This window comes from Cellulosimicrobium sp. SJTW-1 (genome assembly GCF_047716875.1).
Taxonomy (GTDB): domain Bacteria; phylum Actinomycetota; class Actinomycetes; order Actinomycetales; family Cellulomonadaceae; genus Cellulosimicrobium; species Cellulosimicrobium funkei.
The window spans coordinates 1,408,724-1,428,747 of the sequence record NZ_CP136680.1 but is presented as its reverse complement, the minus strand read 5'-3'; the positions used below and the strand labels follow the sequence as shown (position 1 = coordinate 1,428,747).

General features: G+C 73.3%; 16 protein-coding genes. 7 read left to right on the top strand and 9 right to left on the bottom strand.

Annotated features, from left to right (window positions below; genetic code table 11):
* Positions 1-75: 75 nt before the first annotated feature.
* From RSE42_RS06440 to RSE42_RS06425, 4 genes are all read right to left on the bottom strand, one after another.
* Positions 76-1,932, bottom strand: coding sequence for an ABC transporter family substrate-binding protein (locus RSE42_RS06440; protein ID WP_415298283.1), 1,857 nt, complete (start codon positions 1,930-1,932; stop codon positions 76-78).
* 326 nt (positions 1,933-2,258) lie between these two features.
* Entirely contained in the window at positions 2,259-3,344 is a 1,086-nt protein-coding gene (ychF, locus tag RSE42_RS06435) for a redox-regulated ATPase YchF (protein ID WP_034651448.1), read from the bottom strand.
* 51 nt (positions 3,345-3,395) lie between these two features.
* Positions 3,396-4,982 carry a hypothetical protein gene (locus RSE42_RS06430; protein ID WP_085388270.1) on the bottom strand — a complete coding sequence of 529 codons (1,587 nt, stop codon included), beginning with the start codon at positions 4,980-4,982 and terminating at the stop codon, positions 3,396-3,398.
* Entirely contained in the window at positions 4,964-5,830 is an 867-nt protein-coding gene (locus RSE42_RS06425; protein ID WP_085388271.1) for an ABC transporter ATP-binding protein, read from the bottom strand. Before RSE42_RS06425 ends, RSE42_RS06430 begins: the two co-directional genes overlap by 19 nt.
* A 119-nt stretch (positions 5,831-5,949) precedes the next feature.
* Here RSE42_RS06425 and rmuC point away from each other — a divergent pair, with 119 nt between their 5' ends.
* Positions 5,950-7,458 (top strand): DNA recombination protein RmuC, encoded by a 1,509-nt coding sequence (rmuC, locus tag RSE42_RS06420; RefSeq protein ID WP_081600197.1) that lies wholly within the window; start codon positions 5,950-5,952, stop codon positions 7,456-7,458.
* A gap of 45 nt (positions 7,459-7,503) precedes the next feature.
* On the opposite strand, the gene RSE42_RS06415 is transcribed toward rmuC, so the two are convergent.
* Entirely contained in the window at positions 7,504-8,583 is a 1,080-nt protein-coding gene (locus RSE42_RS06415) for a 4-hydroxy-3-methylbut-2-enyl diphosphate reductase (RefSeq protein ID WP_051028399.1), read from the bottom strand.
* A gap of 197 nt (positions 8,584-8,780) precedes the next feature.
* Here RSE42_RS06415 and RSE42_RS06410 point away from each other — a divergent pair, with 197 nt between their 5' ends.
* From RSE42_RS06410 to RSE42_RS06395, 4 genes are all read left to right on the top strand, one after another.
* Positions 8,781-10,187, top strand: coding sequence for a polysaccharide deacetylase family protein (locus RSE42_RS06410; protein WP_415298280.1), 1,407 nt, complete (start codon positions 8,781-8,783; stop codon positions 10,185-10,187).
* Positions 10,188-10,281: 94 nt separating this feature from the next.
* Positions 10,282-11,610, top strand: a complete 1,329-nt coding sequence (gene xseA, locus RSE42_RS06405) for an exodeoxyribonuclease VII large subunit (RefSeq protein WP_415298278.1) — start codon at positions 10,282-10,284, stop codon at positions 11,608-11,610.
* Between the two features lie 58 nt (positions 11,611-11,668).
* Entirely contained in the window at positions 11,669-11,962 is a 294-nt protein-coding gene (locus RSE42_RS06400) for an exodeoxyribonuclease VII small subunit (RefSeq protein ID WP_415298276.1), read from the top strand.
* Complete coding sequence (locus RSE42_RS06395) at positions 11,959-12,918, top strand: carbohydrate kinase family protein (RefSeq protein WP_415298274.1); 960 nt, start codon at positions 11,959-11,961, stop codon at positions 12,916-12,918. Before RSE42_RS06400 ends, RSE42_RS06395 begins: the two co-directional genes overlap by 4 nt.
* A gap of 120 nt (positions 12,919-13,038) precedes the next feature.
* On the opposite strand, the gene RSE42_RS06390 is transcribed toward RSE42_RS06395, so the two are convergent.
* The 4 genes from RSE42_RS06390 to RSE42_RS06375 all read right to left on the bottom strand — a co-directional run bounded on the left by RSE42_RS06390 (position 13,039) and on the right by RSE42_RS06375 (position 17,570).
* Positions 13,039-14,292 (bottom strand): ABC transporter ATP-binding protein, encoded by a 1,254-nt coding sequence (locus RSE42_RS06390; protein ID WP_021482413.1) that lies wholly within the window; start codon positions 14,290-14,292, stop codon positions 13,039-13,041.
* Positions 14,293-14,383: 91 nt separating this feature from the next.
* Positions 14,384-15,235, bottom strand: coding sequence for a carbohydrate ABC transporter permease (locus RSE42_RS06385; protein ID WP_034651432.1), 852 nt, complete (start codon positions 15,233-15,235; stop codon positions 14,384-14,386).
* Positions 15,235-16,281: a carbohydrate ABC transporter permease gene (locus tag RSE42_RS06380; RefSeq protein WP_144680393.1), complete on the bottom strand. Its 1,047-nt coding sequence runs from the start codon at positions 16,279-16,281 to the stop codon at positions 15,235-15,237. Before RSE42_RS06380 ends, RSE42_RS06385 begins: the two co-directional genes overlap by 1 nt.
* Positions 16,278-17,570 carry an extracellular solute-binding protein gene (locus RSE42_RS06375; protein ID WP_043659768.1) on the bottom strand — a complete coding sequence of 431 codons (1,293 nt, stop codon included), beginning with the start codon at positions 17,568-17,570 and terminating at the stop codon, positions 16,278-16,280. The genes RSE42_RS06380 and RSE42_RS06375 overlap by 4 nt, the downstream gene beginning before the upstream one ends.
* Positions 17,571-17,699: 129 nt before the next feature.
* On the opposite strand from RSE42_RS06375, the gene RSE42_RS06370 reads away from it, so the two are divergent.
* Positions 17,700-18,377 (top strand): carbonic anhydrase, encoded by a 678-nt coding sequence (locus RSE42_RS06370; protein WP_043659766.1) that lies wholly within the window; start codon positions 17,700-17,702, stop codon positions 18,375-18,377.
* A gap of 145 nt (positions 18,378-18,522) precedes the next feature.
* Positions 18,523-19,968 carry a class II fumarate hydratase gene (locus tag RSE42_RS06365; RefSeq protein ID WP_061267619.1) on the top strand — a complete coding sequence of 482 codons (1,446 nt, stop codon included), beginning with the start codon at positions 18,523-18,525 and terminating at the stop codon, positions 19,966-19,968.
* The last annotated feature ends 56 nt before the right edge of the window (positions 19,969-20,024 follow it).

Sequence of the window (20,024 nt, the reverse complement as noted above, 5' to 3'; positions counted from 1 at the left end):
GACCCCCGGTCTCACACCTGGACGACCCTGCCGCCGCACGGGGCGGCGGCAGGGCGCGTCACGGACTCAGGGCACTCAGCCCTCGAACGTCCAGTTCCAGAACCCGTGGAAGATCGTCGGGCTGATCGTGATCGACTCGACGCCCTTCAGGTTCTCGTCCCAGCCCTGGATGGCGGGGAACTGGAAGATCGTCACGCCGAAGCCGTCGGCCCAGAGGTTCTTCTCGACCTCGAGCTGGAGCTGGAACTGCTCCTCCGGGTCCGTCGAGACCTGGAGCTTGTCGAGCGCGGCGTCCACGGCAGGGTTGTTGTACTTGCCGTAGTTGTTGACGCCCGGGTTCGGCGCCCAGCGGAAGTTCGCGTCCGACTCGGTGACCGCGGTCGAGGTCGACTGCCAGCCGAAGAGCGACGCGTCGTACTGGTCCTGGCCGGTGGCGAGGAGCGTGCCCCACTCGGCGGCCGGGCGGCCCGTGTCGACGATCTCGAAGCCGGCCTGCGCCGCGGTGTCGGTGATGAGCGCGAGCTCGTTCACGCGACGCGTGTTCTCGTTGTTGTACGCGAAGCGCACCTTGACCGGGGTGGCGACGCCGGCGTCGGCGAGCAGCTGCTTCGCCTTCTCGATGTCACCCGCCGGCGGGTAGAAGTCGGAGCCGTTCTCGGCGACCATCTGGTCGTAGTTCGGCGACCCCGGGAGCAGGATGTTCGAGTTGCGCACCTCGGCGTCCGGGTTCAGCGGCTTGATGAGGTTGTCGACGATCGTCTGGCGCGGGATCGTCAGCAGGAACGCCTGGCGCACGGCCTTGGCCTTCTCGGCGTCGCCACCGTAGGTGTTGGCGTCGAACGGACCACCGTTCTGGAAGACCAGGTCGACGTGCTCGTACGTGCCCTCGATGCCCGAGTGGGTCTCGACGCCGTCGAGGCCCTCGAGCGCCGTGCGGACGTCCGCGGAGGCCTGCGGGCCGATCAGGTCGACCTCACCGTTCTCGAGCGCCTGGACCTGGGCCATCGGGTCGTCGATGTACCGGACCGTGATCGTCTCGACCGAGCCCTTGTTCTTGCCCTTGAAGTCCGGGTTCGCCTTGAGCGTGAGGTACTGGTTCTCCTTGTACTCCTCCAGCGTGTAGGCGCCGTTGGAGACGTAGAGCGACGGGTCGTCCGGCAGCGAGGTAAACTCGAAGCCCTCGTTCCAGAACTTCGAGATCTTCGCCAGCGCCGCGGTGTCGTTGTTGAGGATCGCGTCGCGGACGGCGGCCTTGGCCTCCTCCGGGTCCTCGATCTCGAGCGCCTTCTGGCCCACGACGTGCGCCGGGACGAACTCGTTCGTCCAGCTGAGCTCCCAGTCACCGAACGGCTTGTCGTACACGACGGTGATCGACTTGTTGTTGTCCGAGATCTCGGGGTTCTGCGAGATGAGCGCGACGCCCGGGTCCGAGCCGTCGAAGTAGACACCGGCGTCCACCTCGGCCTGGTTCGTGACGTTGCCCTCTTCGTCCGTCTGGGCCTCGACCGTGTTGAACTTGCCGGACTGACCGGCCCAGTCCAGCAGGATCTCCGTCGCGTCGACCGGCGTGCCGTCCGACCACTTGGTGTCGTCACCGAACGTGTACTTCACCGTCAGCGGGTCGTCCGAGAGCTTCTCGTACGTGCCGAACGACTCGTCCTTGACGATGTTCAGGTCGGCGTCGTAGTAGCTGAAGCCCGAGTTGAGCATGTAGTTGATGACGGCGTTCTGCGTCGCGTTGCCGTTCTGGGAGCTCAGGTTGAGCTCGTTGAGCGGAGCCTCCCACGCGACGGTGACGGCGGTCGCGGTGTTGATGCCCGCGTCGTCGCCGCCGTCGGTCTCGCCCTCACCCGACGTGCCGCTGCACGCCGAGAACAGCAGCGCCCCCGTGACCGTCACGGCCAGGGCGGCACTCGTGCGCCTGATCTTCAATGTTCCTCCTCCAAGGGATGGTGGGCGCGGACGAGCGGGCGTCGATCGCCCCTCGGCCGCCCCGTCGCTCGCGCGCTCGCCCGGGGGTCGGCGCGCGTGGACGGGCATGCCCACCACGGTTTGAGGCCACGCTACCCAGCAAGTTGCGAAGGATCTCCCCCTTGCCCGGTTGCGGCAGGTGATCGTTACCGAGTTGATACTGGCCGGTACGGGCGCGTTTCCGGGCCGCGACGGCCGGGAAACACGCGCGAAACCTCCGGCCCCGGACGCGTGGACGCCCGCCGCGTCTCACGATGCGGCGGGCGTCCAGGGCTGTGACCTGCGTCTCAGACGTTGAAGCGGAACTCCACCACGTCGCCGTCGGCCATGACGTAGTCCTTGCCCTCGACGCGCGCCTTGCCCGCGGCGCGCGCCGCAGCGACGGAGCCGGTCTCGACGAGGTCCTCGAACGAGACGACCTCCGCCTTGATGAAGCCGCGCTCGAAGTCGGTGTGGATGACCCCGGCCGCCTGGGGCGCCGTCCACCCCTTGCGGATGGTCCACGCGCGGGCCTCCTTGGGCCCGGCGGTGAGGTACGTCTGCAGGCCGAGCGTGTCGAAGCCGACGCGCGCGAGCTGGTCGAGGCCGGCCTCGGTCTGGCCCGACTCCGCGAGCATCTCCTTCGCCTCGTCGGGCTCGAGCTCGACGAGCTCGGACTCGAACTTGGCGTCGAGGAAGATCGCCTGGGCGGGCGCGACGAGCGCGCGCAGGCGCGCCTGGAGGTCCTCGTCGGCGAGGCCCGCGTCGTCGGTGTTGAAGACGTAGATGAACGGCTTCGCCGTGAGGAGCTGCAGGCTCGCGACGTCCGCGAGGTCGAGACCCGCGGCGGCCGCGCCCTGGAAGAGGGTCGTGCCGGCCTCGAGGACCGCCTGGGCCTTCTGGGCCGCGTCGAGGAGGGCGGCGTCGCCCTTCTTGATCCGGACCTCCTTCTCGAGGCGCGGGACCGTCTTCTCGAGCGTCTGGAGGTCGGCGAGGATCAGCTCGGTGCTGATGGTCTCGATGTCGCCCTCGGCGTCCGTCGAGCCCTCGACGCGGACCACGTCCGGGTCGGAGAACGCGCGCGTCACCTGGCAGATGGCGTCGGCCTCGCGGATGTTCGCGAGGAACTTGTTGCCGAGCCCCTCCCCCTCGCTCGCGCCCTTGACGATGCCCGCGATGTCGACGAACGACACCGTGGCGGGCAGGACGCGCTGGCTGCCGAAGATCTCGGCGAGCTTGTCGAGGCGCGGGTCCGGGAGGGACACGACGCCGACGTTCGGGTCGATCGTCGCGAACGGGTAGTTCGCGGCGAGGACCTGGTTGCGCGTCAGGGCGTTGAAGAGGGTGGACTTGCCGACGTTGGGCAGGCCGACGATGCCGATAGTGAGTGCCACGTCGGCCGAGTCTACGGGCCGGGACCGCGGCGCGCGGTCCCGGCCCGCGCGTCAGGCGTACGACAGCACGCGCTGGAGCAGCTCGGGTGCCCGGCGGTCGTACGTGCGGGCACCCCACCGCACCCCGAGCACGAGCACCACGGCACCCACGACCACGCCCACCGCGAGGGTGACCCACCCGAGCACGGGCAGGTCGGCGACGATCGCGATGACGCCCGGGACGAGGAACGGGAGGGACAGCGCCAGGACGAGGAGCATCGCGACCGTCTGGGCGACGAGGGTCGCCATCGCGGCGCCCTGCGGCTGCTTGAACGGGCTGTCGCCCGGCTTGGGCACCGGGTAGAGCAGGCGCGCCGACGTCGCGCTGGAGATGCCGGTCGAGGTGAGCAGCACGCCCGCGGTGAGGCCGAGCAGCGCGGGCAGCGCGTCCCAGCGCCCGGCCACCGCGACGGAGACCACCGCGAACAGGAAGGACACGGCGCCGCCGGCGACGAGCACGGGGAGCGCCCGGCCCCAGCGGTCCGCCCGTCCCGGGACGCCCGACGACACGTGGAGCGCGAACGCGGTGTGGTCGTAGGCGATGTCCGCCGAGATGGAGAACCCGAGGATCCACGCCGTGAAGGGCGCGAGCGCGAGGAAGATCTCCGAGCCGGTGCCGCCGCCGACGACGAGCAGCACGACGGGGATGAGCGGCACGACCGCGATCGACCCGGAGTAGCGCGGGTCGCGCAGCCAGTAGGTGGCCGTGCGTGCGGCGACGGCGCCCGTGGGCGTCGCCGGGAAGCGCGAGAAGAAGCCGAGACCCTTCGCGCGGCCGCCCCCGCCGGAGGTGGGCGGCGTGACGAGGGCGCGCGCGAGCGCCTTGTCCCACACGACCCACGCGACCGCGAGGGTCGCCAGCGCGACGACGAGCCGCGCGAGCGCGAGGCCCCACGCGCCGTCGTGCACCGCGGCGCCGAGCCCCCACGGCGCGCCGAACGGCGTCCAGGCCGCGACGTCGGCGAGGCGCGTCACCATGCCGCGCACCGCGTCGCCGTCGACCGGGCCCCCGCCCAGCTGGGACCCCAGCCACGCGAACGCGGGCCCGATGAGGACGAGCGGCACGAACGCGGCGATCGTCACGACCTCGCGGTAGCGCCGCGACTCGAGCAGGGGCGCGAGCGCCGTCGTCGTCGCGCGCGAGCCGACGACGCACAGCGCGACCGCGACGACGGCGCCCACGAGCGCGGCGAGGACCGCGAGGGGCGTGCGCCACCACGCGAACGACGCGCCGAGCGCCGCGAGGGCCGTGACGATGCCCGGGATCGAGACGACGCCCGCCACGGCGAGGCCGGCGAGCAGCCGGCGCTGCGGGATGCCGAACAGCACGAAGCGCTGCGGGTCGAGGGTCGCGTCCACACCGAACGCGAAGAGCGGGATCACCCACCACCCGAGGACGGCGAGCGCCCCGGCGAGGATCGTGATCGAGCCCGCGAGCGCGGCGTCCTCGGTGCCGAGGACGACCATCCCGACGACGAGCATCCCGACGACGAACAGCCCGTAGAGGACCCCGACGACGAAGCCGATGGTCTGCCACACGCTCCGGCGGAACGAGTTCCCCATGAGCGTGAGCTTGAGCCTTACGAACTGCGCAACCACGCGAGGCCCTCCGTGCTCTGCCGACCGCCCACGAGCTCGACGAACCGGTCTTCCAGGCTCTGGTCGCCGCGCACCGCGTCCACGGTGCCGGCCGCGAGGACGTGCCCGCCCGCGACGACCGCCACGTGGTCGCACATGCGCTGGACGAGGTCCATGACGTGCGACGACACCACGACCGTCCCGCCGCTGGCGACGTAGCCGGCGAGAATGTCGCGGATGTTGGCCGCGGAGACCGGGTCGACGGCCTCGAACGGCTCGTCGAGCACGAGCGTGCGCGGCGCGTGGATGAGCGCGGTCGCGAGCGCGATCTTCTTCGTCATGCCCGCGGAGTAGTCGACGACGAACGTGTTGGCGTCCTTCGCGAGGTCGAGGGCCGCGAGCAGCTCCGTGGTGCGCTCCGCCACCGTGTCGCGGTCCATGCCGCGCAGCAGGCCCGCGTAGGTCACGAGCTGGGCGCCGGTGAGGCGGTCGAAGAGCCGGACGCCGTCGGGCAGGACGCCGAGCTGGCGCTTGCCCGCGACCGGGTCGGCCCACAGGTCCGTCCCGTGGACGTGCGCGGAGCCGGCGTCGGGCCGCAGGAGGCCCGTCGCCATGGAGAGCGTCGTCGTCTTGCCGGCGCCGTTGGGGCCCACGAGCCCGTAGAACGAGCCCGCCGGCACGTCCAGGTCGATGCCGGCGACCGCGATCTTCTCCCCGAAGCGCTTCCACAGGGCGCGCAGGGACAGCGCGGCGGTGGGGTCCGGGGGCGCGGGCTGTCCCGGCGGAGCCGTGGGCCGGGGGTCGGGCGCGGCGCCCGGCACGCTGCCGGGGACGGGCGCGACAGGTGGGGCGGGGTGGGGATCGACCATGGCGCCAAGGTAGCCGAGCCCTCGGCCGCGGGGCGGTGCCTTTTGTCACGACCTGCGCGACGGCGCCCGCCCGCGCGCCGACCGGCCGTGCTGTCGGTGCCCCGTGGGAGGGTGCGGCCATGGACTCCTCGGGATGGTTGCTCTTCGCCGTCGGACTCGTGCTGGGGCTGGTGGTCGGCGCCGCGCTCGTGCTCGCGGTGCGGCGCGCCTCGCCCGACGCCGCGGGCGCGGAGGTCCGCCGTCTCACCCAGCTCCTGGGCCAGGCGCAGCAGGACGCCGCGCGCGGCGCGGGCCTCGCCGAACGGCTCGAGGCGGAGCGCGAGGGCTTCGCGCGCCAGCTCGGCGCGGCCCAGCGCAGCGCGGACGAGCGGCTCGACCTCGCCCGGGCCACCCACGAGCAGCAGCTCGCGGAGCTGCGGGCCGCGGCCGAGCGCCGCGTCGCGGAGATCCAGGGCGACCACCGGCGGCTCGAGGCCCAGTTCGAGGCGCTCTCGCGCAAGGTGCTCGCCGCGGGCACGGAGCAGTTCCTCGTGCAGGCGGAGGAGCGCATGCGGCGCAGCCAGGAGCAGGGGGCGGCCGAGCTCGCGCGCCGCGAGGAGGCCGTGCGCCACCTGGTCGAGCCGCTCGCCGGGGCGCTGGAGAAGGTGCGCGCGGAGGTCGCCGAGGCCGAGCGGGCCCGCCTCGCCGCGCACGGGAGCCTCGCGGAGCAGGTGCGCGGGGTGCGCGACGCGTCCGAGCTGCTGCGCGCCGAGACGTCGCAGCTCGTGACGGCCCTGCGCTCGTCGCAGGTGCGGGGCGCGTGGGGCGAGCTCCAGCTCCGCCGCGTCGTCGAGGCGGCGGGCATGCTTCCCCACGTCGACTTCGTCGAGCAGGACCAGGTCGCGACCGACGACGGCGCGCTGCGCCCGGACATGGTCGTGCGGCTCGCGGGCGGCAAGCAGGTCGTGGTCGACGCGAAGGTCGCGTTCCTCGGCTACCTCGACGCGCAGGGCGCCACCGATCCGGCCGTGCGCGCGGACCGCCTGGCCGCCCACGCCCGCCACATGCGCAAGCACGTCGACGACCTCGGCGCGAAGCGCTACTGGGACCAGTTCGGCCCGGCACCGGAGTTCGTCGTCATGTTCGTCCCGGCGGAGTCGTTCCTCTCGGCCGCGGTCGAGCAGGACCCGTCGCTCCTCGAGCACGCGGTGTCCAAGAACGTCGTCATCGCGACGCCCATGACGATGGTCGCGATGCTGCGGACGATCGCCTACGCGTGGCGGCAGGACGCCCTGGCCACGAACGCGCAGCAGGTCCTCACGCTCGGCAAGGAGCTCCACGGGCGGCTCGCGGTCATGGGGTCGCACCTGGCGAAGCTCGGGCGCCAGCTCCAGAGCGCCGCGGACTCCTACAACCGGACGGTCGGCTCGCTCGAGACGCGCGTGCTCGTCAGCGCGCGCCGGTTCGCGGACCTGCACGTGGTCGACGACGAGCTGACGACGCCCCCGACGGTGAACCCGCAGCTCAGCGCGGTGAGTGCGCCCGAGCTGCTCGCGTCCGTCAACGAGTCCGTGGTCGCGATCGACGAGCGCCCCGACGACCGCGACGAGCCTCGGCGGGAGCCGTCGGCCGGCGGGGCGAGCGCCTGAACGCTCCCCCGGGGCCGACGGCCGCGGAAGGCTCCGGCGCGGGCGTCAGACGGGCTGGACGGAGAGCGAGGTGCGGCCGCCGCGGGTGGGGCGCCCGCCGTCGGCCGTCGAGCCCTTGAGGTCGGCGCGCAGCTCGCGCGGCAGCGAGAACATGAGGTCCTCCGTCGCCGTGCGGACCTCCTCGACCGCGCCGAACCCGCGCTCCGCGAGGTAGGCGAGCACGTCGTCCACGAGGATCTCCGGCACGGACGCGCCCGAGGTCACGCCCACGGTCGTCGCGCCGTCGAGCCAGGCCGGGTCGATCTCCTTCGCGTGGTCGACGCGGTACGACGCCCCGGCCCCCGCCTGGAGCGCGACCTCGACGAGGCGCACGGAGTTGGACGAGTTCGCCGAGCCGACCACGATGACCACGTCCGCGTCGGGAGCAAGCTTCTTGACCGCGACCTGGCGGTTCTGCGTCGCGTAGCAGATGTCGTCGCTCGGCGGGTCCTGGAGGGTCGGGAACTTCTCCCGCAGCCTGCGGACCGTCTCCATCGTCTCGTCGACGGAGAGCGTCGTCTGGGAGATCCACACGACCTTGTCCGGGTCGCGGACCACGACGTCGTCCACGTGGTCGGGCGAGTCGACGACCTGCACGTGGTCGGGGGCCTCCCCCGCGGTGCCCTCGACCTCCTCGTGGCCCGTGTGGCCGATGAGCAGGATGTCGTAGTCGTCCTTCGCGAAGCGCACGGCCTCCTTGTGCACCTTCGTCACGAGCGGGCACGTGGCGTCGATCGTGTCGAGGTTGCGCGCGGCCGCGGCCGCCTTCACGGCGGGTGACACGCCGTGGGCGGAGAACACGACGCGCGCGCCCTCGGGCACCTCGTCGGTCTCGTCGACGAAGATCGCGCCGCGCTCGCTGAGCGTCTCGACGACGAACTTGTTGTGCACGATCTCCTTGCGCACGTAGACCGGCGCGCCGTAGTGCTCGAGCGCCTTCTCGACCGCGACGACGGCGCGGTCGACGCCCGCGCAGTAGCCGCGCGGCGCCGCCAGCAGGACGCGCTTGCGGGTCCCGTCGACGGCAGGGGTCGCGACGGGGCGGTCGGTCGGGGACGCGGACGAGCCGGCGGGGAGGACGCTCACGCTCCCGAGTCTAGGCGAGCGGCGGTCGCCCGACCCCGGTGAGCCCGCTCACCCACGGCCCGGCCCCGACGTCGTCACGTCCCGCGCGCGAGGCGCACACAGACCCTCCGCAGGCGCGGCGTGCGGCACGCGTGTCGCACCCGCCCGCCGGGCGCGCCGGGTCGACGTCCGTCCCGCCGCCCCCCAAGATCGAGGGCATGAGCGACGACCCGGGCGGCACGACGTCACCCGTGCCCGACGCGCACCGACGACGCCGCCGCGTGTGGTGGTGGCTCGTCCCGCTGCTGCTCGTCGTCGTCGCGGCGGCGGTCGTGGTCGTCGGGACGCTGGAGCACCGCGCGTGGGTCGCCGCCGTCGAGCGCTACGACGCCGAGGTCGCGCGCGTGACGCAGGACGCGACGGACGGGCGCGCGCGGGCCGAGGCGGCGTACCTCACGCGGCTCGTCCCGACGACCGCGGCGGAGGTCGCGAGCGCGGCGCTGCTCGCCGCGAGCGAGGGCCAGGTGGACGACCCGGCGGTCCGCGAGCCCCTGGCCGCCGCGCTCCAGGAGGCCACCACGCTCCGCACGACCCCGGTGACCTACCCGGAGGAGGACCGCACCGTGGACGCCCTGTCCCGCCCGAACCCGCTGCACCCGGGCTCGCGCCCCGCCGTCCACGTCGAGGTCGTGACCGGCTCCGAGCCCGCGGCGGACGCCCTGGACGAGGCCGCCACCGCCGTCGTCGAGGCGGCGGAGCCCGTCGCGACCGCGCAGCGGCAGTGGGCGTACGACGGTCTCGAGGCGGCGGCGACCGAGGGCCGGCCCGTCCTCACGGAGTCGGCCGGCCTCGTCACGGACGAGGGCACGCGCACGACGCTCGACGGGCTGCTGACGCAGGCGACGACGACGCTGGACGCCGGCCCGGGCGGCGCCCCGGTCGCCGAGACCGTGGCGCTGCGCGACGCGGTGCTCGCGGCGACGGAGGCCGTCTGGTCGGACCGGCTGGCGCTCCAGCTCGCCCAGCGGCGCGACCAGGCGCGGGCGACGGGCGTGGACTGCGCGGTCGAGCGGTGCGTGGCGCTCACGTTCGACGACGGGCCCGGGCCCGACACCGAGCGGCTCCTGCAGGTGCTCGCGGAGAAGCACGTCTCGGCCACGTTCTTCCTCGTCGGGAGCAACGTGGAGAAGCGGCCCGACGTCGTGCGCGACACGGCGGCCGCCGGCCACCTGCTCGCGAACCACACCTGGGACCACCCGCAGCTCACGACGCTCGACGACGACGCCGTCCGCGACGAGCTCGCGCGCACCCAGGCGGCGATCGAGAGCGCCGCGGGGGTCACCCCGACGCTCCTGCGGCCCCCGTACGGGAACGTCGACGACCGCGTGCGGTCGGTCGCGCTCCGCTCCGGGCTCCAGGTGGTGCTGTGGAACCTCGACACGCTCGACTGGAAGACGCGCGACGCCGCGGAGACGCGTCGCCGCGCGGTGGAGGGCGCGCGACCGGGCAGCGTGGTGCTCATGCACGACATCCACGCCTCGACCGTCGACGCCGTGCCCGGGATCGTCGACGACCTGCGCGCGCAGGGCTACCGCCTCGTCACCGTCGACCTGCTCGCGCCCTGAGCGCTCGGCCGGCGCGCCGGTCGATGCGCTGGTCGGCGCACTCGGTACCGCGGCGCGTTGGGTGGGCGTGGGTGGGGTGCGGCAGGCTGGTCCCGTGACCGCCTCCCTCCCGCTGCCCGACGACGCCCCGCGTCCGGGTGCCGCGCCCGCCGGTCCGGCGCCCCGCGGCCCCCTGCCGGCGCGCGCGCTCGAGACGAGCGCGGAGCACCCGTGGCCGGTCCGGCTCCTGTCCCGCAAGATCGAGCAGTACGTCGAGCGGATGGCGCCGGTCTGGGTCGAGGGCCAGGTCGTCCAGCTCAACCGGCGCCCGGGCACGTCGACGGCGTTCCTCACGCTGCGCGACACGGACCTCGACATGTCGCTCCCGGTGTCGGCGGCGTCCCGCGTGCTCCAGGGCACGCTGGTGGAGGAGGGCGCCCACGTCGTCGTGCACGCGAAGCCGGTGTTCTGGACGCGGCGCGGCACGCTCCAGCTCCAGGCGCGCGAGATCCGTCCCATCGGTGTCGGCGAGCTGCTCGCACGGATCGAGCACCTCAAGCGCGTGCTCGCGGCGGAGGGCCTGTTCGACGCCGACCGCAAGCGGCCGCTGCCGTTCCTCCCGGCCGTCGTCGGGCTGGTGTGCGGGCGCGAGTCCAAGGCGGAGCACGACGTCGTGGTCAACGCGCGCGCCCGCTGGCCCCAGGTCCGGTTCGAGATCCGCGAGGTGGCCGTCCAGGGCGCCCACGCGGTGCAGCAGGTGGGTGACGCGATCCGTGCGCTCGACGCCGACCCGGAGGTGGAGGTCATCGTCGTCGCGCGCGGCGGGGGCGCCGTCGAGGACCTCCTGCCCTTCTCGAACGAGGCGCTGGTGCGCGTCGCGGCGGCATGCCGCACGCCGCTCGTGAGCGCGATCGGCCACGAGACCGACTGCCCGCTGCTCGACCTGGTCGCGGACTACCGCGCCTCGACCCCGACGGCGGCGGCCAAGCGGGTGGTGCCCGACGTGACGGAGGAGCGCGCCCGCGTCGCGCAGGGCCGTCAGCGCCTGCGCAGCGCGATCGCGGGGCGCGTGTCCCGCGAGCAGGCAGGGCTCGACGCGCTGCGGTCCCGGCCCGTGCTCGCCGACCCCGGGCGGATGCTCACCGACCGGCAGGAGCGGGTCGGGGCGCTGCGGGACCGGGCACGCCGGGCGCTCGACGCGCGGCTCGTGCGCGCGGCGGGCGAGGTCGGCCGGCTCGAGGCTCAGGTGCGGGCCCTGTCCCCGGCCTCGACGCTCGAGCGGGGGTACGCCGTCGTGCAGCGGGCCGACGGGCACGTGGTCCGCTCCCCCGCCGACGTCGCGACGGGCGACGCGGTGCGCGTGCGTCTCGCGCGCGGCGCGCTGGACGTGGCGGTCACCGGCACGCACGACGACGGACCCGCTCCCGGCCGGGAGGCGTCGTGACGCGCCCGCGCCGGTTCTGGACCGCCCGCCGGACGACCGGTCGGGCCACGACGCACAGATGGGGTTGAATACTGCCGTGACTTCCTTTGACAACGCTGTCACGTCCGACGTGTCGACGCTCTCCTACGAGCAGGCGCGCGACGAGCTCGTGCAGGTCGTCGCCCGGCTGGAGGCCGGGGGCGAGCCGCTCGAGGACTCGCTCGCGCTCTGGGAGCGCGGCGAGGCGCTCGCCGCGCGCTGCCAGGAGTGGCTCGACGGCGCGCGCGCCCGCCTCGACGCGGCACGCTCGAAGGACGACGCGACGGCACGCGGCACGACCGACCCCGACGACCCGACCGGAGACGACGCATGAGCACGAGCACGGACCCCGCCCAGCCCGCCGCCGCGCCCACCGGGCACGTCCTCGTCGTCGGCGAGGCGCTCGTCGACGTCGTGCACCGCGCGGACGGCAGCGTCGCGGAGCACCCCGGGGGCAGCCTCGCGAACGTCGCGCTCACGCTCGGCCGCCTCGGGCGGGACGCCCGGCTCGCGACGTGGCTCGGGCAGGACGCGCACGGCGAGGCGGTGCGGGCGTGGCTCGACGACTCCGCCGTGACCCTCACGCCCGGCAGCACCGACGCCCCCACGACGAGCGTCGCCACCGCGCACCTTGACGCGCACGGGGCGGCCACGTACGAGTTCGACCTGGAGTGGCGCGTCCCCGCGGGCACGGCTCCCGACGCCGGCACGCTCGCCGTGCACACGGGCTCCATCGCCGCGGTGCTGGAGCCCGGCGCGTCCGACGTCCGCGCGCTCGTCGCCGCGGCGCGCGACACCGCGACGATCACGTACGACCCGAACGCCCGGCCCGCCCTCATGGGCGACCCCGCCGACGCGCGCACCCGCATCGAGGCGCTCGTCGCGCTCGCCGACGTGGTCAAGGTGAGCGACGAGGACGTGGCGTGGCTCGTGCCGGGCGCGGACCCGGTCACGGTCGCGCGCGAGTGGCTCGCCCTCGGGCCGGCGCTCGTCGTCGTGACGTTCGGGGGCGAGGGCGCTGTCGCCGTCACCGCGGCGGGCGAGCAGCGCGTCACGGCCCCACGCGTCGAGGTCGTCGACACCGTCGGCGCGGGCGACTCGTTCATGGGCGCGCTCCTCGACGGGCTGTGGGAGGCTGGCCTGCTCGGCGCGGACCGGCGCGAGGCGCTGCGTGCGATCGACGCCACCGTGCTCGGCGACGTGCTGCGCCGCTGCGTCGCGGTCGCCGCCGTCACCGTCTCGCGCGCCGGGGCCAACCCGCCGCGACGCGCGGAGCTCGCCCTCGGCTGAGCCCGACCACGGCTCCGAGGCCGCGCCCACGAGCCCGGGCACGAGCCCGCCCAGAGCCCGGCCACGGGCCTGAGCACAAGTCGGCCGCCCGGGCACGAGCCCGGGCGGCCGAGACCTGCGTCAGACCTGCGCGTCCTGCTTCTGCGCCCGCTCCAGGGAGCGCTTGCGGTCCTCGACGTTCTCCTGCTCGATGCGCTCGGCCTCCGCGGTGTCGCGCGTGAGGTTCTCGCTCGTCTCCGGGTCGAAGATCATCATCTTCGTCGGGTCGAACCACAGGTCGGTCACGTCCCCGTCGCGCGCACGCGACGCCGAGTCGAGCGCCACGACGAACTGCGTGCGCACGCCCTCGCCGTCGAGCTCGCGGTCCAGCTCGTCGAGCTGCCCCTTCACGGACTCGTGCATCTCGAACGGGACGTAGGCGTAGAGCTCCGCGCCGAGCCACTCGGTGACGTCGATCTGCGCCTCGAACGTGTGGCCCCGGTCCTTCTTCGCCGGGTCGACGAGCCGCGCGTCCTCGAAGTGCTCGGGCCGCAGGCCGACGATCACCAGGCCCCGGTCGCCGACGGCCGTCGCGATGCTCTCCGGCATGTCGAACTCGCCGAACGGCAGCGTGATCTTCCCGCCCGAGACCTCGCCGGGCAGGAAGTTCATGGGCGGCGTGCCGATGAAGCCCGCGACGAACAGGTTGACCGGCTGCTCGTAGAGGCCGCGCGGGCTCGCGACCTGCTGGAGCACGCCGCGGCGCAGGACGGCGACGCGGTCACCGAGCGTCATGGCCTCGGTCTGGTCGTGGGTGACGTAGACGGTCGTCGTGCCGAGCCGGCGCTGCAGGCGCGCGATCTCGGTGCGGGTCTGCCCGCGCAGCTTGGCGTCGAGGTTCGACAGCGGCTCGTCGAACAGGAACGCCTTCGCGTCGCGCACGATCGCCCGGCCCATCGCGACGCGCTGCCGCTGACCGCCCGAGAGGTTCGCGGGCTTGCGGTCGAGGTGCTCGCGCAGGTCGAGCATGTCGGCCGCGCGCTCGACCTTCTCCCGGATCTCCTCCTCGCTGTGCTTGCCCTTCGCGAGGCGCAGCGGGAACGCGATGTTCTCCGCGACCGTGAGGTGCGGGTAGAGCGCGTAGTTCTGGAACACCATCGCGAGGTCGCGCTCGCGCGGCGCCTTCTCGTTGACGCGCACGCCGTCGATCTCGAGCTCGCCCGCCGTGATGTCCTCGAGCCCCACGATCATGCGCAGGACCGTCGACTTCCCCGAGCCGGACGGCCCGACGAGGATGACGAACTCGCCGTCCGCGATGTCGAGGTTGACGTTGTCCACGGCGAGGAAGCCGTCGCCGTAGCGCTTGACGATGTCCTTGAGGGTGATCGACGCCATCAGCTCTCTCCTCGGGTTCGGCGTGCGGCACGGTGCCCGGCGGACCGGGAGGGCGTGCGGTGGTGGACGGGGCGGGCCGGGGACGCGGTGCTCATCCCTTCACCGCCCCCTGGGTCAGGCCCGAGACGATCTGGCGCTGGAACAGCACGACGAGGATGACCACGGGGATGGTCACGACGACCGCGGCCGCGGAGATCGCGCCCGTCGGCTCCTCGAAGTACGACGCCCCGGTGAAGAACGCGAGCGCCGCCGGGACCGGTCGGGCCGCGCTCGTCGACGTGAGCGAGATGCCGTAGACGAAGTCGTTCCACGCGATGAAGAACGCGATGAGCGCGGTGGTGAACACGCCCGGCGCGGCGAGCGGGACGATCGCCTTGCGGAACGCCTGCCACGGCGTCGCGCCGTCGACCTGCGCGGCCTGCTCGAGCTCCCACGGGATCTGGCGGAAGAACGCCGCGAGCGTCCAGATGGAGATCGGGAGGGTGAGCGACAGGTACGGGATGATCAGGCCGAGCCAGGTGTCGTAGAGGCCGATGTTGCGCCAGAGGTTGAACAGCGGCGTGACGATCGACACGACGGGGAAGATCGACACGCCGAGCGCCGTGGTGAGGATGAGGCGCTTGCCCGGGAAGTCGAGGCGCGCGATCGCGTAGGCGCAGAGCGTGGCGAGCACGACGGCGATGACCGTCGCGATGAGCGAGATGCCGATCGAGTTGCGCAGCGCGGACAGGAACAGCTCCTGCGCGGACCCGCCGGACGCGAGGATCTGCTCGTAGTTGGCGGTGCTCCACTGCGGCGGCAGGAACGTCCCGGAGTTGATGTCGCTAGGCCCCTTGAAGCTCGTCATGAAGATCGACAGCACGGGGAACAGCGCCCCGACGAGCACGACGACCGTGATGACGGCCCACCAGATCTTGGCCTTGGTGCTGAGGACGCTGCCCATCACTTCTCCCCCCTCGCGCCGGCGAGATCCACCTTGAAGAGCTTGATCGCGATGAAGCAGATGAGCACGACGCACAGGAAGAGCAGCACCGAGATCGCCGAGCCCATGCCGATCTGGAGCTGGCCGATCGACGTGCGGTAGGCCAGCAGCGACAGCACCTCGGTGCCGTTCGCGCCGTTCGTCATGATGAAGACGTTGTCGAAGATGCGGAACGCGTCGAGCGCGCGGAACAGGACGGCCACCATGATCGCGGCCTTCATGTTCGGCACGATGACGCGGGTGAACCGCTGCCACGCGGTCGCGCCGTCGACCTTCGCGGCCTCCTCCAGGTCGCCCGGCACCTGCGCGAGGCCGGCGAGGAGCAGGAGCGAGATGAACGGCGTCGTCTTCCAGACCTCGGACGCGATGATGACGAACAGGCTCGTGCCCTGCTGCGCGAACCAGTTGAGGTCGGGCCCGACGCCCGGCACCCAGTCGAACCAGTGGTTGACGTACCCGGACGTGATGTCGAACGCGTAGAACCACGCGAACGCCGAGACGACCGTGATGATGCCGTAGGGCACGAGGATCGCGGTGCGCAGGAGCCCGCGCAGGCGCTTGATCGCGCGGTGCATGACGAGCGCGAGGGCGAAGCCCAGGATCAGCTCGATCACGACCGTGACGACCGTGATGAAGAGCGTGACCCCGAGGTCCCGCCACCACACGGAGTCCGTGAGGATCACGACGTAGTTGTTGAGCCCGACGAACGACCGGTCGTCCGGCGCGGTGAGCTTGTAGTTGAAGAGCGAGTCGTAGACGGCCTGGAGGATCGGGTACAGCGTCACGGCGAGCATGACGACGAACGCCGGCCCGGCGAGGTACCAGCCGAGGCGGGCCTCGGCCCGGGAGCGGTCGCTGCGTGCGGCCTTGGCGGCGGCGTCCGGCGCGCCGCGCGACCCCGACCGGGGAGCGGCCCCGCCGCGCGGCGGGGCGTCGTCGGTCGCCGTCGACGGCGTGGTGGCGTGCCGGCCGCGAGGTGCGGGCTCGGTCGGGGGTCCGGCGTTCACAGGAGTCGCTCCCCTCGCAGGACGGCGGTGATGAACTCGGTGGACTCCTGCGGCGTCGTGTCGGGGTCGACCGACGCGGGCGGGTACCACGTCTGTTGGAGGCCCGTGGAGACCTCGTTGTAGAACGGCGTCTGGGGCCGCGGCGCCGCCTGGTCGAGCGAGTCGCGGATGACGTCGTACATGGGGAACGCCTTCTGGACGTCGGGGTCGTCGTAGGCCTTGATGCTCGCGGCCGGGTTGCCGTTGGTGACGAAGTACTCGGCCTGGTTCTCGGGGCTCACGATGCACTGGGCCGCCTCGTACGCGAGGTCGGTGTGCTTGCCGAACGCGCCGATGCCGAGCGAGATGCCGCCGTAGGGCGGCCGGGCGTCCTCGCCCTCCGTCGTGCGCGGGTACAGCGCCCAGCCGATGTCGTCGAGGAGCGCCTGGTCGAGCGACCCGGCCTCGACGGCGCTCTGGGTGGACGACCACACGAACGGCCAGTTCACCATGAACGACCCGCGGTCACCCTGGAACTTGGTGAGCGACGCGGGCTCGTCCTCGCTCGGCAGGCCCGGCCCGCCGACGCCCGAGGTGCCGATGCCGCCGATGATCTCCGCGGCGGCCTTGCCCGCGTCCGTGTCCAGACCGAGCTTCACCTCGTCGGCCGGGGCCTCGGGGTTGTCGATGATGTGGCCGCCCGCGCCCTCGACGAGCGCGTTGATCCACACCGTGAGCGACTCGGCCTTGGCGCCCTGGACGGCCAGGAGCTTGTCCTGGTCCTGGGCCGCCTGCATGATCTGCTCCCACGTGACGGGCTGCGACATGTCGAGCCCGGCGGCCTCGGCCACGGACTTGCGGTACCAGAGGAGCTGCGTGTTCGCCCAGAACGGGATGGCGACCAGCTCGTCCTTCCACGTCGAGGCGTCGATCGCGCCCTGCACCACGTCCTGCGTCGTCGCCTGCGCGACGTCGTCGGGCACGGGCGCCAGGAAGTCCGCCTCGGCGAACTCGGCGATGAACACCGGGTCGAGGCTCATGATGTCGATCGACGAGTCCTTCGCCGCGAGGCGGCGGGCGAGCTGCTCGCGCTGCGACGCGGCGTCGCGCGGCAGCAGCTCGGTCGTGATGCGGTACGCGCCCCCGGCGGCCTCGGTGCAGGCCGCCGCGATGTCGGCCTGGCCCCCGTTGTCCGGGTTGATGTACCACGTGAGCTCCGGCGTCCCGTCGTCGCCCGGGCCGCACGCGGCGAGCGGCGCCACGAGCCCCGCGGCGACCAGGACGGCGAGCGCTCGGGTGCGTCGGCGCACGTCAGCTCCCCTCGGTCGCGCTTCCCCGAGTACCGGGGGTGTCACCCTCCATGGATACCGCCCCCCGGCGCGGCCCGCCATGCGAACGGGCTCGCGGGGCACGCCCCGACCTGCGCGATGATGGGAGCCATGACCTCTCCCGCCCCCGCACAGCCGGTCCGTTCGCTCACCCCCGCCGAGGCGTGGGCGACGCTGCGGACCGGGAACGACCGCTTCGTCGCCGACGCCCCGCTGCACCCGTCGCAGGGCGCGGACCGACGGCGCGAGACGTCGGCCGCGCAGCACCCGCACACGGTCCTGTTCGGCTGCTCCGACTCCCGCGTCGCGGCGGAGATCATCTTCGACCAGGGCCTGGGCGACATGTTCGTCGTCCGCACGGCGGGGCACGTGGTGGACACCACGGTGCTCGGCTCGATCGAGTACGGCGTCGAGGTGCTGTCCGCGCCGCTCGTCGTGGTGCTCGGGCACGACTCGTGCGGCGCCGTGGGCGCGGCGGTCGAGACCCTGCGGACGGGCGCCCAGGCGAACGGGTTCGTCCGGGCCGTCGTCGACCGCGTCATCCCCTCCGTGGCGAAGATCACCGGCGCCGGGAACGGCACGCTGGAGAACCTCGACCCCGCGGTGCTGCGCCGCGAGCACGTGCGCAACACGGTCGACATGCTGCACTCCTACTCGGCGGGCCTCGCGGCCGCCGTCGCCGAGGGCCGCTGCGCGATCGTCGGCGTCGAGTACGACTTCGCCGAGGGGCGCGCGCACCTGGTCGACGTCGTGGGCGACGTCGGCGAGCAGCCCCGCGCCGACGCCTGACCCCACGGCCCGGGCTGCGCGGCTGCCCCGGCGCGCTCGTCGCCGGGGCAGCGCCCGCCGACCCGCGCACGACCCTCCCCGCAGCCCGCGTGACCTCGCTCACGCGGGTTGCGGGGGCCGGCGCGCGGTGCGGCAGGATGGCCCCATGACTGCATCTCCCGAGGCTCCCGGCGCCGCCGCCGGGACGGCCGCACCGACGACCGAGTACCGCATCGAGCACGACACCATGGGCGAGGTGCGCGTGCCCGCGCAGGCCCTCTACCGCGCGCAGACGCAGCGCGCGGTGGAGAACTTCCCCATCTCCGGCACCCCGCTCGAGCGCGGCCACATCGAGGCGCTCGCCCGCGTGAAGAAGGCCGCGGCCCGCGCGAACGCGGAGCTCGGCGTGCTCGACGAGGACGTCGCCGCCGCCATCGTCGCCGCGGCCGACGAGGTCGCGTCGGGCGCGCACGACGCGCACTTCCCGGTGGACGTCTACCAGACGGGGTCCGGGACGTCGTCGAACATGAACACGAACGAGGTCCTCGCGACGCTCGCGACGCGCTCGCTCGGGCGCGACGTGCACCCGAACGACCACGTCAACGCGTCGCAGTCCTCGAACGACGTGTTCCCCACGTCGGTCCACGTCGCCGCGACGGCCGGGGTCGTGCGCGACCTGGTCCCCGCGCTGGGCCACCTCGCCGAGGCGCTCGAGGCGAAGTCCGCCGAGTTCGCGACGGTCGTGAAGTCGGGCCGCACGCACCTCATGGACGCCACGCCCGTGACGCTCGGCCAGGAGTTCGGCGGGTACGCCGCCGCGATCCGCTACGGCGTCGAGCGCCTGGAGTCGGCGCTCCCCCGCGCCGCCGAGGTCCCGCTCGGCGGCACCGCCGTCGGCACCGGCATCAACACGCCCGCCGGGTTCCCCCAGCGCGTCATCGCGCTGCTGGTCGAGGACACGGGCCTGCCCCTCACGGAGGCGCGCGACCACTTCGAGGCGCAGTCCTCGCGCGACGGCCTCGTCGAGCTCTCGGGCGCGCTGCGCACGATCGCCGTCTCGCTCACCAAGATCTGCAACGACCTGCGCTGGATGGGCTCGGGCCCGAACACGGGTCTCGGCGAGATCTTCATCCCGGACCTGCAGCCGGGCAGCTCGATCATGCCGGGCAAGGTCAACCCCGTCGTGCCCGAGGCCGTGCTCATGGTCGCCGCGCGCGTGGTCGGCAACGACGCGACCGTCGCGTGGGCCGGCGCGTCGGGCTCGTTCGAGCTCAACGTGCAGATCCCCGTCATCGCGCAGGGCGTCCTCGAGTCGATCCGCCTCCTCGCGAACGCGTCGCGCGTCCTCGCGGACAAGACCGTCGCGGGCATCACGGCGAACGTCGAGCGCGCCCTCGCGCTGGCCGAGTCGTCGCCGTCGATCGTCACGCCGCTCAACCGCGTCATCGGCTACGAGGCGGCGGCGAAGGTCGCGAAGCACTCCGTCAAGGAGGGCCTCACCGTCCGCCAGGCCGTGATCGACCTGGGCTTCGTCGAGCGCGGCGAGGTCACCGAGGCGCAGCTCGACGAGGCGCTCGACGTCCTGTCGATGACGCGCCCGCCGCAGGCCTGAGCGTCCGCGACCCGGGTCCACGGAGGCCGGGCGGAGCGGGTCGTCCCGCTCCGCCC